At 59.4% G+C, this 15929-nt stretch carries 13 protein-coding genes; 11 read left to right on the top strand and 2 right to left on the bottom strand.

Annotated elements, in window-relative coordinates; all coding sequences use genetic code 11:
* Positions 1-24: 24 nt before the first annotated feature.
* The 10 genes from P6U24_RS05710 to rfbD all read left to right on the top strand — a co-directional run bounded on the left by P6U24_RS05710 (position 25) and on the right by rfbD (position 12900).
* Complete coding sequence (locus P6U24_RS05710) at positions 25-1326, top strand: hypothetical protein (RefSeq protein ID WP_407158209.1); 1302 nt, start codon at positions 25-27, stop codon at positions 1324-1326.
* Positions 1327-1330: 4 nt separating this feature from the next.
* On the top strand, positions 1331-2917 hold the full coding sequence (locus P6U24_RS05705) for a formyl transferase (RefSeq protein ID WP_407158208.1): 1587 nt from the start codon (positions 1331-1333) through the stop codon (positions 2915-2917).
* A 919-nt stretch (positions 2918-3836) separates the two neighbouring features.
* Entirely contained in the window at positions 3837-4673 is an 837-nt protein-coding gene (locus P6U24_RS05700) for a hypothetical protein (protein ID WP_407158207.1), read from the top strand.
* A 442-nt stretch (positions 4674-5115) separates the two neighbouring features.
* Entirely contained in the window at positions 5116-5955 is an 840-nt protein-coding gene (locus P6U24_RS05695; protein ID WP_407158206.1) for a GNAT family N-acetyltransferase, read from the top strand.
* A gap of 249 nt (positions 5956-6204) precedes the next feature.
* The gene (locus P6U24_RS05690; RefSeq protein ID WP_407158205.1) at positions 6205-6951 is read left to right on the top strand and encodes a class I SAM-dependent methyltransferase; all 747 of its coding nucleotides are present in this window, start codon (positions 6205-6207) and stop codon (positions 6949-6951) included.
* Positions 6952-7065: 114 nt separating this feature from the next.
* On the top strand, positions 7066-8295 hold the full coding sequence (locus tag P6U24_RS05685; protein ID WP_407158204.1) for an NAD(P)-binding domain-containing protein: 1230 nt from the start codon (positions 7066-7068) through the stop codon (positions 8293-8295).
* Positions 8296-8494: 199 nt separating this feature from the next.
* Complete coding sequence (locus P6U24_RS05680; RefSeq protein ID WP_407158203.1) at positions 8495-9964, top strand: undecaprenyl-phosphate glucose phosphotransferase; 1470 nt, start codon at positions 8495-8497, stop codon at positions 9962-9964.
* Between the two features lie 199 nt (positions 9965-10163).
* Positions 10164-11252, top strand: coding sequence for a dTDP-glucose 4,6-dehydratase (gene rfbB / locus P6U24_RS05675; RefSeq protein WP_407158202.1), 1089 nt, complete (start codon positions 10164-10166; stop codon positions 11250-11252).
* 173 nt (positions 11253-11425) lie between these two features.
* Positions 11426-11995, top strand: coding sequence for a dTDP-4-dehydrorhamnose 3,5-epimerase (gene rfbC, locus P6U24_RS05670; RefSeq protein WP_407158201.1), 570 nt, complete (start codon positions 11426-11428; stop codon positions 11993-11995).
* Complete coding sequence (gene rfbD, locus P6U24_RS05665; RefSeq protein WP_407158200.1) at positions 11977-12900, top strand: dTDP-4-dehydrorhamnose reductase; 924 nt, start codon at positions 11977-11979, stop codon at positions 12898-12900. The genes rfbC and rfbD overlap by 19 nt, the downstream gene beginning before the upstream one ends.
* A gap of 310 nt (positions 12901-13210) precedes the next feature.
* Here the strand turns inward: rfbD and P6U24_RS05660 are convergent, their stop codons facing one another.
* Positions 13211-13888, bottom strand: a complete 678-nt coding sequence (locus P6U24_RS05660) for a LuxR C-terminal-related transcriptional regulator (RefSeq protein WP_407158199.1) — start codon at positions 13886-13888, stop codon at positions 13211-13213.
* 424 nt (positions 13889-14312) lie between these two features.
* Between P6U24_RS05660 and P6U24_RS05655 the strand changes: the two genes are divergently transcribed.
* Positions 14313-14513, top strand: coding sequence for a hypothetical protein (locus tag P6U24_RS05655; RefSeq protein ID WP_407158198.1), 201 nt, complete (start codon positions 14313-14315; stop codon positions 14511-14513).
* Positions 14514-15235: 722 nt separating this feature from the next.
* Here P6U24_RS05655 and P6U24_RS05650 read toward each other — a convergent pair.
* Positions 15236-15928 carry a winged helix-turn-helix domain-containing protein gene (locus P6U24_RS05650; RefSeq protein WP_407158197.1) on the bottom strand — a complete coding sequence of 231 codons (693 nt, stop codon included), beginning with the start codon at positions 15926-15928 and terminating at the stop codon, positions 15236-15238.
* Between the last annotated feature and the right edge of the window lies 1 nt (position 15929).

Here is a 15929-nt window from a genome sequence, read left to right as displayed (position 1 = left end):
AGCCATTGCGATGCCGAGAAAAGCATGGCAGCTGACCAAGCCATCATCCGATTGAGCGCCTCGCTTGGCGGCCGCTATCTGTCACGGCTGGCCGGTGAAGGGCCTCAGAGCGTCTACCATTTTTGCCTGAACATTGTCCTATTACGTACGCTGTCGCCCTACGATTACGGAACTTTCTCGATCATCTTTATAACCGCCGCCACCGCGACTCTGTTCAGCGATGCCTTGTTCGCGATTCCGGCAACTGTCTACATTCCCAGTAGATGCGGCTGCGCAGCGCGCGTCCTTGACGTGACGATCGGCTCTGTGGCGCTTCTTGTCTGCAGCGCACTCTCCATCGTGGCGTCGATCGTCATCTGGGTCTGGTTGGGGATTCTGAGTGTGAGCTGCTTTGGAAGTGCCTTCATCGGTCTATGGGCGCTCCGTAATTACACGCGCGCCGTCGCTTTGGCCCAGCCGTCGCGAGCTGGCGGAGCGCGGGCCACGCTTTCCGATTTGACTTACGTGGTAAGTGGGACAGCGCTTCTGATCGTGGTGCCGCGGGTGCTGTACCTGCCGCTTACGCCTGGGTTGGTGTTCGGCGGCCTGTCTGCGGCGTGTGCGCTTGGAATTTTGCCGTGCTTTCTCGATAGGGGCTGGCGCATCCGCATCAGTTTTCGTGCGCGCATATTCAGACGCTACGGCGTGTTTCTGCCGGCACTCGTCTGGTCACTCGCCGGGGCAGGTGCGGCCATCCTCCTGGGACAATCGCAGGCGTTCCTGGTCGCCGGAATTGCCGGTCCTGCGGCATTCGCTCCCATTGCCGCGGGGTTTGTTCTGCTGGCTCCAATCCGTGTCCTTACCGGAAGCGTGCTCAACGTGCTGCGCCCCGAACTGTCGCGACGCGACGAAACCCGGGATGCGGCTTCAATACAAAAGGTTCTGATATTTTCAGTTCAGTGTGCGCTACTGTTCGTCCTTGCCTATGGAGCGTGCCTTTTGCTCGCTTGGCCACTGGTCAAGAGCCTGCTGTTTGCCAAGCAATTTGTCGGCGAGCCGATGAGCCTGATCGTCACCATGGCTTGGCTCACGGCCATGACCTATACCGCTTACCAGCCCTTCCGTGCTCTCGCACAATCCCAGTCACGCTTCCGCGACATTACACTGGCGACACTAGCCGGGGGCATCACCGGATTTACCACGGTCCTGCTGCTGCTCCTCACCTTTGGCCCGGCGATCTCGATTGGAGGCGCGCTTGTTGGCGAAGCCACGACTTTGTTCCTACTCTGGGGAGCCTACCTGAGGTCCGGCGCTCCAGGCTTCGTTGCTCGCTTTGGAGGTACCTAAACGGATGCGTGCCGAGGTTCGAGTCGATCGGGGTGCGCCCCGATTGTGGCATCTCAGCCTTATTGAGAAGCTGAACGCGATCCCAGGAGTCCTGGCAGGCGTAGGCTGGGGCGCCAGGGCAGAGCCGCTTCCAAGTTGCGTCTCGCTGCTTTTCCTGCTCGAGCGCATGATCAACGGCCTGCCCGCAGGCGGATTGGCCGAGGCTGTACCCATAGGCGCTTTCCTGCCCTACGTCCTTGAGCCGGCCGACAAGCCGGATCTCGTAATTGATCTCTGCGGGCCCATGGAGGCGTCTGCAGAGGTGCGCTGGTGCGTGACATTTGATGGGGTTTGCGGGGATGCCGCTGCATTAGCAGCTTTGCTGGCAGGACGCGCTCCTGTGATCGGGATTATCAATACACAAACCGGCGTCGCACTGGCGTCCGGCCGACCAGGTACCGAAGCGAACGGCATCATCCTCACTGCGTTCGAGGATTGCCTGACACGAGTGATCACGCTCATCGTGGCCGCTACCAGGGGGACCGCCCCGTCTCAGCCCTGTGCTGATGCCGCCGGTCTGCCCCTGCGGTGCGGCGACGTCGCCCGCTTCGCAATGAAAATGCTGGTTAGGCTTGTCATCCGACGGCTCTATCAGCTTTGCACCTATGCGCCCCATTGGCGGGTCGGCTGGAGGTTCGTCGACGGGCCGGACACCTTTGATCTGCTGGCTATGCCAACTGAAGGCTGGAACATCTTGTGCGATGACGGACTCCGGTTCTATGCCGATCCGTTCCCGTTGGCATTCGGAGGCCGCGTGGTGGTCTTTGTTGAGGAATTCGATCATCGGCTGGGGCGCGCTGCCATTGCTGCCACGGAGTTCGACGCGCACGGGCCGCGCTCCGCCCCTCGAACTGTCCTCGCGACGGGTTCACACCTTTCGTATCCCTTCGTGTTCGAGCATGCGGGGGAGGTCTGGATGACTCCCGAATCCACCGCTGCGCATCGCATCGACCTCTACCGCGCGGTCCGATTTCCAGACTCCTGGCAACTTGCAGCCACGCTGGTGACCGGCGTCGAGGCGAGTGATCCGACACTGGTTCAGCATGCCGGACGTTGGTGGCTGATGGCGACTGTCAGAGAGGGGCACGGATCCTTTTCCGACGCGCTCTACCTCTGGTCCGCCAGCAATCTTATTGGACCATGGGTCCCCCATCGGCGAAATCCTGTACTCGTCGACATCTCCTCAGCTCGGCCGGCCGGTCGGCTTGTCGAGCGTGGCGGACGTCTACTAAGGCCGGCTCAGGATTGCCGAGGGGGATATGGGAGAGCCGTAACCCTCGCTGAGATCACCCGCCTCGATGACGATACATTCGAGCAGAATATTCTTGTTACCTTGCGTACCGGGCCAGGGTGGCCGGGACGTCGACTGCACACTCTCAACCGTGCCGGGCGGGTTGAGTGCATTGACGGTTCGGCGATAGCGGTGAAGGTCAAGGGCGAGCTCAACCGTTGGGCGGGTTTGGTGACGCGCAGGCATGGTGTTCCGCAGCACGATGCGGAGCCCGTGATTGCGCGAGCACGCGGCGATGTTTCGGAAATTGCGCCAGATTGAGTCATGATTTGACGTTTCCGTCGCAAGATGCTCGCCAGATCAGCCAAATCAGGCTCGCCTCCGCGAGGTCGCTCCGGAGTTCGGAAGACGTTTTCCAGCCGCTTCATTTGAACTCCAGCGGACGATAACACCTTCTGTGACAGACGCAGTCGGGGCTTCCCGAATGAGCGGTCCTACCCGGCTGCAGATTAATCGCCTCATAGAGAACAGCATGTTGCGCCGCGGCCAAAGCAGCCTATCGCCCAGACTAAGCAGCTTCTGAACATACCCGGCGAAGAGCACTGGAACAGCGCCGGCCATGCCATCGTGGCAGATTCCGCGCGCGCTCGGCTCTTCGCGAACGTCTTCTCACAACTCGACGCGCCAGGTGTGCCGCGGTGACCAGATTCGAGGCCGGGATTGCATGAGCCACGCTGATCGTACGCCTACTTCCCCCGGGACCACCGAATCGCGAGCTCTCGATATATGGATGAAACATGTATCGCGAGCTCGAGCCACAGGACGCCGTTTGGCGTCCGGATTGCGTCACGCGCCGCACAGCGATGTTCGCGATGAGACGTGGCCCCATCAACGCGGTCGTGGCCTTGAGCCGGTGCACCAAGGGGTGCCAGCGGTCGTGATTCTTGGTGGCCTGAACAGCCTTGGTGTAAGTCGTAGTCTGGGTGCCGGAAATGTGACGAGTTATACAATCGACACTCGCTGGCTCAACCCGGGAATGTGGTCCCGATATACTAGTCCTGTGCGGTCGAACGGGCTCGAAGGTGAGCCCCTGGTCCAGACGTTGGCGCAACTCCAGGCGAAGCTGGGAGGTCGTCCAGTTCTCTTCAACACTCACGAGCTGGCTGTCCTCGCGTTGTCCCAATATCGAGACCGCGTCAACGTGCATTTTAGATTTCGATTGCCACCGCATAAGACCGTGTTGGTGCTTCAAGACAAGGCTCGTTTCCACGAATTCGCGACATCGGCTGGGCTTCCGGTCCCACCAGGAGCAGTGCTTCGCTCGCAAGCGGACATCGCGAAGAAGCTCTCCGCACTAAGTCTTCCGTTGGTCGTCAAGCCAGCCGACAAAGAGAGCGTCCATCGCGGAAAGGTACGAGGCATCGCAGTATGCCGCTCCGCCCGTGAGGCCGTGATCGCCTGCGAGCGAGTCCTGGAAATTGCCGGCGAGGTCCTGGTGCAGGAGTGGGTCGACGGCAGAAACGATGAAATCTATTTTTGCCTTTTTTATCGCGGTCGCAAGGGTCAACTCGTGAGCATGTTTACGGGCCGCAAACTAGCAAGCAGCCCACCAGGTATTGGCCTCACCGCATTTTGCGTCGAGGCGGCCGAAACGCGCCTAATTTTGGAGCCGATGACTGAAGCGTTTCTGGAAACCGTCGATTACGCCGGGATGGGCAGCATGGAATACAAGTGGGACCGGACAAACCGCCGATTCGTGATAATTGAGCCGACTGTCGGGCGCACTGATTGGCAAGAAGAGATCGCCACCCTCTGCGGAGTAAACATCCCCCTAGAGGCCTATCGTCATGAACTTGAGCTTCCGCCGGAGCCGCGGTTGCGTTCGTCGACCGACAAGGTCGTCTGGCGTGCTTCTATTTGGGAGCGACTGAAAACTGAGCGGCCTACACTTCCTCGGAACGCCGTCATCTATGACGGGTACTGGCGCCTTGATGACCCCATGCCGGGACTGATCCAATATTCGTGGGGTGCAGTCACAACTGCGTTTCGACAATTGCAAAAACATATTCCCCGCTGACGGGACATCGGTGTCGGTTAAATGACCAGGATTGCAGCGAGGTCTTATCAGACCGAACGATATATTCCGACCCGACACCGCGATGAGGGATGTGTTTACATTGCAGAGGGGAGCACGCGGAGTGGAGATCGTTCTCACGAAAGAGACGGCATTCGACTTCAATTCCGGCGAGTACGAATCCCTTTATAGGGATTCACACGCGACAGCGTTCCAAGCACCCTTATGGCTTGCAGGGATCCATGACCTCGTAATGCCCAGCACCGGAGCGGAGCCAGTGACAATTACCGGACGATCGCGTGACGGGCGGCTCGTCCTTCTCGTGCCCCTTATGCGCCGATGGCATCGTGGGCTGCGTCGCATTGAATTCGCAGGTAGCGAGCTTTGCGACTACCAGAGAGCTGTTTACAGGCCCTCTGACAGGACGGTCCTGCAAGAAGACCCTATGCTCGCGCAGCATGTCTCGCAGTATCTCATGCCGTGCGACCTCATCACGCTGGAAAAACTTGACGGGAACGATACGGTACTGCGTGCACTGTTTCCGCGTGCGCGCCAAGCTGCGATGCGGGTGGGCACCTATCCATCTATATTGGGGCAGGAATGGGGGCTATGGCGCTCCAACAACATGGACCTGGACTTTCGGCGTTATCTCGACAGAAAGCGACGGCGGCTTGGGCGGTCCGGGGAATTGCATTTTTGCCACGTGGATGAAGAAGATGAGTTGAGGCGCATCTTCGAGTCTTCACGACGTTTTCGCGCCAGCCGGTTCAAGGAGCTCGGCGCGTGCGACATTACTGCGCATGAAGACGTATTCGGATTCTACCGGAAGACGGCGATCGAAGGCGTCCATCAGGGCACGGCGTCCACGTTCTGCCTCTATGTCGACCAGCGTCCGATCGCGGTCATATTCGGGCTGCGGGACGATCGCACATTCTGGCTGGTTTGGGCGGCCTTCGACACCACACAGTATCGCAAGCACTCCGTGGGCCTGCTGGCCACAGAAGACGCGATCCGGACGTGCATCCAGATGGGTCTATCGATCTTCGATTTCACGATTGGAGACCATCCGTACAAACTACAGTTCGGTGGCAAGAAGCACCCCCTCTTTGAGTGGCACATACCCACGAGCCTCGCAGGCCGCATTGATCTCGTACGAATCACCGCGGTTCGCGAGGCGAAACGCGTCCTGAGACCCTGGTTGAAGGGTAGTGAAAGCTGGGGCAAGCCGGCGCGCGCCACAATCCGAGACCGCTTGGCCGCCGTGATCAAACGTGACCTGAATTGAGGCAACTTCCTTCCCGGTCGCGGAAAGCCGAAACGGGTCGAGCACAGCTGCCAGAACCCACCGGATCAATCAACGTGCGAGAACAAGCGAATGAGTGTGGCCCTATCCATCGAGGGAATTACGAACGTGGCATGCCCTTGGCCTGACGTGCTCTGCCCCACTTGCGGAACAGCGGTCCACATCAGCAGATCTGGCCGGTCGGTTTGCTCATGCGGAGCAGAGTTTGCCTTTGAGGGGAATATCGCGTTCTTGTCGTCGCCCGGAATGTTGGAGCGGATTCCAGAGGCTGCCACGCGCAACCAGGAGGCTCCACAATATTTGCAACTACCAAAGTTTCCCACCCAGCTTGATAGCATCCGGCGGTTCATAGACGCGGTCCCGGCCGAGCTCCAGGCATTCCCGGCGCTCGACCTCGGCTGCGGCCCTGGACCGACAACCGCTATGCTGCTGCAACGTGGATATCGCGTAATCGCGGTCGATTTCTCTACGGCCTCTCTGCAGCTTAATGCAGCCTCGAATGCCGAGCATGAATCGCGCGTCATGTACGTGGCAGCAGATTTGAAGGAGTTCCAGGTGGCCGGTGAGAGTTGCGGCGTTCTCATGATGGCGGACTTCCTGCAGCACCTCGGAGATATGGGCGACCAGCAGCGCTTTCTCCACAAAATCCTGGCCGCCCTTGTGCCTGGTGGCAGGTTTTATCTGAGTTGCCTCAACTACAACGTCAAGAATTGGTGGAAGAAGGATCGGATCGGATCATTCAGCGACGGAGCGATGCCAGGGACAATCAGCTATCGAAGATCGCAGGTACGCGAGGTCCTTTCGATGCTGCCCAGCACGATTGAAGTCCTGGCAATTCACCCGATGAATATCTTTCACAACGCGGTAGCAGATCGAATGGCGTCGCGGCTGCCCCTGCCTTTTCTGCTCGCAAGGATGATCGTCGTGATCGGACGTCGGCGACTGAGCGAGCCTCCGCGTGTCGATACGCAACGATAATGCCTGCCGGGGCGCGCCTTTGCTTCAGTGAATGCGCGCAAGGCCCAGCATGCTGGACAAACATGCTCATCCTTCGATGTAGCGGGCGCAGCCCAACTCTGAGGAGAGATGGAGATGCGGACGACGAATCTCGCAATCATTGGTGCGGGACCATATGGGCTTTCCATTTCTGCTCACTTGCGCGCGTGCGGGATTTACCATGAAATCTTCGGGCAGCCGATGAACAGCTGGCGCCACAACATGCCCACAGGGATGAAATTGCGTTCCGAGCCGCATGCATCAAGTCTGTGGGACCCTGAACGCCAGCACACGCTCCAGGCCTTTTGCAGCGAAAGGGGGCTCGATTATCAGCCAAGCGGCCGCCCCTTAGGCCTCGCCGACTTCCTGGATTACACCGAGTGGTTCCAGAGGCACGCCGTACCCGACGTAGAACAACTCGTGCTGTCCCGAATCGCAAGGGCACGAGACGGCTTTTGCCTAGAGTTCTCTAACGGCCAGATGTTGTGGGCCAAGAATGCCATCATTGCAACTGGGCATTTGCCGTTCCGCAATGTGCCCGCCGCGCTGTCCCATCTTCCGACCGAGCTCGTCTCGCACAGTGTAGACCACAGGGACCTTGCGCGATTCCACGGCAAAGAGGTGCTGGTGGTGGGAGCTGGGCAGAGCGGCCTCGAGACTGCGGCGCTGCTGCATGAACAGGGGGCGAATGTGAGACTTGTGATGCGGGGCCAACGAGTTAAATGGAATCCTGCGCATCCGGGCGAGCGTGCAGTGCTTAGCAAAATTGTTTATCCCGAGGCGGGACTCGGGTTCGGATGGCGGAATGTGGCCGTGTCCCAGTTTCCAACGCTGTTCTATCTTCTCCCAAATTCGCTGCGCAACTACATTGTCTCGCGGAGCCACGGGCCATCGGGAGGCTGGTGGTTGAAGGAACGCGTAGCCGGATTGATTCCTATCCTAACAGCACTCGAGATTGAGCGCGCCTTCGAACGACGCCAGCGGCTGCAGCTCATAGCTCGAACGGAAGGTGCCACGCGGGTCCTCGAGGCGGACCATGTGATTGCGGCGACGGGCTTCAAGCCGGATCTGCGGCGGCTCTCGTTTCTGGACCAGGGCTTGATGACAAATATCAAAGGAGTGGACGGCATACCGCGTCTGAGCCTCTGCGGGGAATCATCTGTGCCCGGCTTGTTTTTTGTAGGGCTCCTCACAGCGCCGACATTCGGCCCGGTGATGCGCTTCATGTTCGGCGCGAAGCATATCGCGCCGGCGCTGGCGCGCCGATTCTCCGCGCGCGGCGCTTGGCCCAGCACGCTCGCCGCGCCAGCGGCAGCGCGCAATTGATCGGGGGCCGCTTCGGGTCCTGGATCATGCCGAGCACCTAACGCCAACGAGTGCTCGCGCCAGCAAGGGCGACCGAAAGAGTATTGGAGCGCTGTCGGCCAGTGTCCGTCTCCGGAGGCCAACCGCGAACTCTAGCGCGCCCTCCATTTCGGTATCCGCAGCCGATCGCATTCGCATGATAACCTAATGGGAGGATGCTGTGGCATACAGCTCGCTGCACAAACTGTTCCCTGCGTCTGCTCAATCGAACCTTGACGGATGGTTTGCCGCAAGCTCGCTGGAAGGCTTCCGCATCAGATTCGGCATCGGCGAGTTTTTATTGGTATCTGCCGCTGCCTACCTTGGGAGCGCGACCTATCATCGTATGGTCCTGCTGCAATGGCCAGACCCTCAGCAGTATGCCCCAGCAGCGCTCTTGCTCGGCGCGATGGTTTCCGGCGTGGCTCTGGCCCTTGGAGGTTTCAATGGACTCGAGAGGACATCGCTACACCGGTTCATGTGCAACGGAGTAGGCGCGATCACTGTCGCTTTCGCGTTGTTTGTCTCGCTGATGTTCTTGCTCAAGGTCGCAGATGCATATTCGCGTGGCACATTTCTGTTTCAGCTGGTGTGCATCCTGGCCGGAGTAATTGCCCTGCGGCTGGCTGCGTACTCACGGCTGCAAGCCGGCATCGCCGCCGGCCGGATCGAAGCACGTCGCGTCGTTCTCATCGGAGATCGAGAGCACTGTTCCGAATACTCTCTTCGCCTGAGAATGACGGGCATACGGACAGTGCGCACATTTGGCTTCCCTGCCCGCCATGAAAGTGACTTTGACCTGGCAAACCATTCTGTCGGCGGATCGGCTTACGTTCGGCAATTCATCAGACAGTGCCGTTCGCGCAATCCAGACGACATCATTGTTCTGGCCGACGAAACGCATCTTCGCGGGACAAGAGCCCTCACCCTCGCGCTTTCGGAGATACCGGCCAATATTCACGTTATTCCAGTGGAAGCGGCCGACTTGATTGGGGCGGGCCGCATCGTTGAGTTCGGAAAGACGGTGACCCTGCAGGTGGCTCGCCGTCCGCTCTCTCAGGCCGAGCGCTTCATTAAGCGCTCCTTTGACATTGTTGGGGCATCCGTTGGCCTCATCTTGCTTGCGCCGCTCCTCGTAGCCGTGGCGATAATGATCAAGCTGGACTCACCGGGACCAGTTCTCTTCCGGCAGACCCGGCATGGGTTCAACAACAAGCCCATACGCGTGCTGAAATTCCGGTCGATGAGGGTCATGGAAGATGGCAGCAGCTTCAAACAGGCCACCAAAGGCGACGAACGTGTCACCCGTCTTGGCCGAATTCTGCGGCGCACCAACATCGACGAACTTCCCCAGCTCTGCAACGTGCTGCTCGGCGACATGTCGCTTGTGGGTCCGCGTCCGCACGCAACCGCACACAATGAAATGTTCGAACAACTGATTTGGCCATTTTATCGGCGTCACAACGTGAAGCCAGGCATCACAGGCTGGGCACAGGTCCATGGCCTCCGCGGTGAAACCGATACGCTCGAAAAGATGCAGCGCCGGGTGGAGTACGACCTGTACTATGTCGACAACTGGTCGCTTTTGCTCGATTTCAAGATCATCATTATGACTATATTCTCGCTCGCCGCCTATTCAAATGCGTATTGAGCGGCAGCGCGGGATCAACGGCTTCATAGCTGTACCCGCCATTCCATTCCACCAGGAACTAAGCTACGAGCCATAGTCGGGCTGCGGCGTAATGGCCGTCGAGATTAGGATCGGCTTGAGTGGGCGTGCTATTGCTGGTGGATTATGGACCCGATACAGCACGTCCGGACGCCCGCGGGTCGGCGTGTGCAAGGATTGGATGTCGTTCAGCCGACTCGGTCTGATCATGGATATGATGACGCGAATCGTGGTGACAGGAGGGGCCGGCTTCATTGGCTCCGCGCTGTGCAGGTTGCTTATTCGACACAGCGCATGCCAGCTCGTCAATATCGACAAGCTAACCTACGCAGGCAACCTGCAATCGCTCAGAGACGTTTGGGATCATCCGCACTACCGGTTCGTCAAAGCGGACATCTGCGACCGGCGCGTGATCAGCGGCGTCCTCGCTGATTTTAGGCCGACTGCTGTCGTGCACCTCGCCGCAGAGAGTCACGTCGATCGTTCGATCGGGGGCGCGGACGCCTTCATCGAGACCAACCTCGTGGGTACCTTCCGACTACTGGAGGCGTGTCGGCAATACTGGTCCGGCCTCAAGCCGGACCAGGCAAATGCTTTTCGTTTCCTGCACGTCTCCACCGACGAGGTCTACGGCTCGCTCGGGTCTGATGGGGCGTTTACTGAGGCGACGGCATACGATCCATCCTCGCCCTATTCCGCCTCCAAAGCTGGTTCTGACCATTTGGCACTTGCGTGGCACCGGACATATGGGTTGCCGGTCATCGTTACCAACTGCTCGAACAATTACGGCCCGTATCACTTTCCCGAAAAGCTCATTCCGCTTGTCATCCTAAACGCGCTGGACTGCCGAGAATTACCCGTATACGGAGACGGCGAGAATGTGCGAGACTGGCTCTACGTAGACGATCATGCAAGGGCGCTCCATCTCGTGATAACCAAGGGCCGGCCCGGACAGAGATACAATATTGGCAGCCACAACGAGCGCAGCAACCTCGCGGTGGTTGGCGCCATTTGCGACATCCTCGATGACCTGGTGCCCGTGGGAGCCTCGCGAAGACAGCTCGTCACCCATGTGCCTGACCGGCCCGGACACGACCGCCGCTATGCGATCGATCCGACGAAGCTCGAAAGCGAACTCGGTTGGCACCCTAAAGAGACGTTCGAGACCGGCTTACATAAAACGATCCTGTGGTACTTGCAAAACGAGTGGTGGTGGCGTCCGCTGCGCGAACGCGCTTATAACGGCCAGCGGCTTGGGCTTATTGCCTGAGCTCCGCAGCGGCTGATCGAGTTCTACATCACAGCGCCGCTTCGATGGAGAATGCGCAGTACGTACGTCGTAACGGCCGGCACTTTTGGCCGATGCGGCCGTTCCCAGCGCTGCTTCGCTGGCTTGCGTGATACATCGAGTCCAAAGCGCCAGATCAGCAATGAGGGTCGGGCATGAATATCGTGCGGACAGCACTGCCCGCGGTGATCATCATCGAACCGGACATGTTCGGCGATGCGCGCGGCTTTTTTCTTGAGACGTTCCAGATGCGACGCTACGCCGATTTCGGAATTGTGCAGCCGTTTGTTCAGGACAACCTGTCACGCTCTCGCTACGGCGTGCTACGCGGCCTGCATCTTCAAAGTCCCAAGGCTCAGGGGAAGTTGGTAAGTGTGATGAGGGGGTGCGTGCGCGACGTTGCCGTCGACGTGCGACGCGGTAGCCCGACATTCGGGCTCCATGTCGCGGTCGAGCTTTCGGAAGCTAACCGCCGCCAGCTGTGGGTGCCGCGGGGCTTCGCGCATGGCTTCGTCGTGCTCTCCGAGAGTGCTGATTTCTTCTACAAGTGCGACGAGGCTTACAGCCCTGCCGACCAGATCGTAATCCGATGGGATGATCCGGCTCTCGCAATCGACTGGGGCATCAGGGCTCCCCAATTATCGGAACGCGATGCGGCAGCCCCACTTCTTGCCGAAGTCGCCGGCCTGCCCATTTATGGTGAGGCATGCTGCGCACGCTGCTAACTGGAAGCAGCGGGCAGATCGGTGGCGCGCTGGTGCGTCCCCTGTCGGCGATCGGCACCGTCATCGCACCTTCACGGCACGAGCTTGACCTATCGGCCCCCGAGACGATCACTGTCGCGCTCGATCGCATTGCGCCAGAGCTGATCATCAATCCCGCGGCTTACACCGCCGTCGACCGCGCCGAGGACGAAGAGGCTCTAGCGTTCCGCGTCAACGCCGAGGCTCCCCGGTGCATGGCTTCGTGGGCGGCGGCACACCTGGTACCGCTGATCCACCTATCGACCGATTATGTGTTTGACGGCTCCGGCGAGCAGCCATGGCGTGAGGACGACCGGCCTGCGCCTCTGTCCGTGTACGGCGCGAGTAAGCTCCGCGGAGAGGAGGCAGTCCGTGCAGCCGACGGTCCGCACTTGATCATTCGTACATCCTGGGTATACGCCGTCCGAGGCGCGAACTTCATGCACACGATCGCGAGACTTGCTGGCGACCACGCGGAACTGCGAGTCGTAGCTGACCAGGTGGGTGCCCCAACCTCGGCCAGCGCTATCGCAGAGGCGCTCTGTGCGATATTATCCGGCAGCCCGGTTGACCTGACTTCTCGCCTCGCGGCTAGCGGGGGGCTCGTTCACCTGGCCTGCGGTGGCGAGACCAGCTGGCATGGATTCGCAGTTGCGATTGTGGAAGGCTTAAGGGCGCGCGGCGTTACGATGCGAGTCGAGCGCATCGTGCCTATTCCCAGCAGCGAATATCCGACACGCGCGCGCCGGCCGCGCAATTCGCGTCTTGAACAGGCACGGCTCTCGAAGGTGTTCGGAATTGCTCTACCGCCTTGGCAAGACGCGCTTGCGCACGAACTCGACCTCCTCGCTCGCAGAACTCCTGCGATTGCTGGAGCGGCTAAGTAAGCCGAAAGCGTTGGGGCGTTCGGGGCACGGGTGACAGGCGACCAGCGAAGGCACCAATGCGCCATTCGCGAGACATCGCCGCTCCACCGAACAGTCTCGGGCCGGTTCGCGGATGTGTAGCCTATGAAGCTTGCTCACCGGCGTTCATGCGAGATCGAACCGACTTTTCGTCGTTCTGTCACTACGCCGTCGAGAGTGCGCGCGCGGAGCAGCGGCAAGATCAATAACAATGACACGTGGAGCTTGTCATCCTGGTAATGCAGCCGGCGCTGCCGAGGCGAGCAGAAGCCCGGGACTCGGCCGGCACCCACTATCCTCGTCGTTGCGCGATGGCGCGGGCAGCTCGATCCTCTACAGGCGGGGTAGCGCTCTCATTTTGAGAAATGGCGAGCGCCGCAAGTTCCGTGCGATTACTGATTGCAAGCTTATGAAACATCTTGCGAAGATGAACTTTGATAGTTCCATCGGCAAGCTTCAGTCGGCGCGCGATCTCCTTATTCGACAGCCCTAGCGAAACTAAACGCATAACCTCTCGCTCCCGTTCTGTCAGTAACATCGGCGCATTTTTCGCGACTGCGCTGGATAGCTGGTCAGAAGACGGTAATGACAACAGTTTCTGGCCATTCGCAACCTGGCGCAAGGACTGCACCAGAACTTCGACTGATACATCGTTGACGAGGACGCCATACGCACCGGCCTCAGCTGCCATGACGAGCTCGCGCCCCCCTAAGCACTTGGCGAACAAGATCACACGCGTGGGACACCCCTCAGAACTAACAATGCTGAGGATTTGCAACCCAGTCAGTCCAGGCATGGAGATGTCGATGATGGCGACGTCCGGCCGCAGCCTCCGGAGCGCCTCAACGCAACTCACACCGTCGTGGCAACACGCAACAACCTTGAAGTCCCGTAGCCTACCGATCACTCTTCGTAGACCCAGCTCAACGACGGGGTAGCGGTTAGCAATCAAAATATTGATACACCGCATGAGCTGCCCTCCATCCGCAAGACTTTAACTGTCATGCACGCCGGAGCTGCCCTCCAGGAGCCCAACACTTACTCCGCCATAAGATGCGTTCAATCCTCGATTCAATGAAACCAACCCTGCTGTGCGGATCGGCGGCCCTCGAGCGCCCACCACCGCCTGCGACGCACCGATCACCTGGTCTTTGGCGCGCCTTCAGGTTGGATGATGGGAATTAGCCGTTAACATTGCGGCACAGCGCTTCAAAGCACGGACTTTTGAAATTACCTCAAGAGCCAGGGACCGCACCGCAGAATCCGACCCGGTCGCCGCTCAACGATTGACACGAGAGGACCAAGTTCAACGGCCCGATGACTCGTATTGTGCTTATAAGCTATGACGGCGTGGATGCGCACGCGAGAGGCTGCCCCGTCGGGAGAAATCGATCTTGCGCTGGATCCTCCAAGGCGATTCCAACAAATGCATAGCATGGAAGAAGGATATCGCCGAAGGCCGCACCTGCCTGAGTTTATGGTCGGTAACGTGCTTTGCGCGCATCGATCGGTCCTCACCCGGTGGAATGCCGGCCAGGAGGTCGGCGGCCCGGTGTCATAGGGGCGGCCAAACATCAAGATGCGCCGGCATCTAATGGAAACTGCCATTCCCATTCCGATTTGCGATCGCAATGCGACCGACGATGGCATTTTCTTTCAGCGAATAGAACAAGGCCGCTTCAAGCTGAGGCGCAGAATCGATCACGCCGGTCGAGGGCGCAATAACGAGTTCGCCTTCGTAAGTTGCCTCTTCCAGCTGATTGCGGAGTTCAGGGACGCCCTTCGGCTTACCTCCCCATTCAGGGCGACAAGCGTGGCATCGATCTGGTGCCTGAAGTCATCCTCCTTCTTCCGCCGGCGGGCGTCGCTATAGGCCGCCTGGAGCGCTCTCTCTCCCGCCGTTCCAGATAAAGCGATTAACCTCAACAACATTTGGATCACGATAGGTTTCTTCGGGGATACGCTCGCTATTGAGCCCGGCAGCCTCCGACCGCTGGAGCAGATCAGGAGCGGCTTCCAGGGCTGCTGCCATCTGCGCATGATCGGCCGGCGCGCAGGCGATATCGACTAGACGCTTATAGCTGTCGTGGGCTGCCTTCGGGCCACGCGGGCGCAACCGCACCGTTCAGACTTACCATGCCAGAAGCCCAACTTGGTCGCCCATCGCCAAGTGCTCAACGGATCGCCAAACTAGCGTTGCACTTTGAGACCCATCGCGACCTCAGCACTTCAATCGCATATTCGGCGGAGTCATCGCACATGGCGGCCGGAGAAGCTCGACGCCTAGACCATGACCGCGATATCCAACCGCCAGGCTTCACGCAGGAGCCCGGATACAAAATCCGACACCGCGCACCGTGCAAATGAGCGGATAGGCCTGTTCGCTGTCGATCTTCCTTCGCAGACGTCCCACGTAAACATCAATCAGATTCGTCGCAGGATCAAAATTCAGACCCCATACATGCTGCAGCAGCAGGTTTCGCGTCATGACCTCACCAGCGTGGCGGGCAAGGTACGCCAGGAGCCTGAATTCGCGGGGCCTTAAGCCGATCTGTCGGCCAGCCCGATACGCGGTTCGAGCCACGAGGTCCATTTCCAAATCCCCCACCCGCAGCGTTGTTTCCTGCCAGACCGAAGTGCTACGCCGGGAGAGCGCATCAACACGAGCCAGCATTTCCACCAAGGCGAACGGCTTCACTAGGTAGTCGTCAGCGCCTGCGCGCAAGCCGTCCACGCGATCGGCGACTTCGCCAAGCGCGCTGATGATCAACGCAGGTGTCCCGATCCCATATTGCCTGAGGCGCCGGATCACTCCGATCCCATCGACGCCCGGCAAGGCATGATCAACGGTCATCACAACATATTCGGCGGAGCGACCAAAGTGCAGGCCCTTCTCGCCGTCGGTTGCGATTGTAACGTCATAGCCGGCCGAACCCAAGCCACGACCAAGCTCATTGGCGGTTTGCGAATCGTCCTCGATGACGAGAACACGACGCATGCAGTTCGGCATG

The organism is Bradyrhizobium sp. STM 3557, from assembly GCF_045571465.1.
Classification (GTDB): domain Bacteria; phylum Pseudomonadota; class Alphaproteobacteria; order Rhizobiales; family Xanthobacteraceae; genus Bradyrhizobium.
The sequence above is the reverse complement of the archived record's forward strand: the minus strand, read 5'-3'. Positions and strand labels throughout refer to the sequence as shown.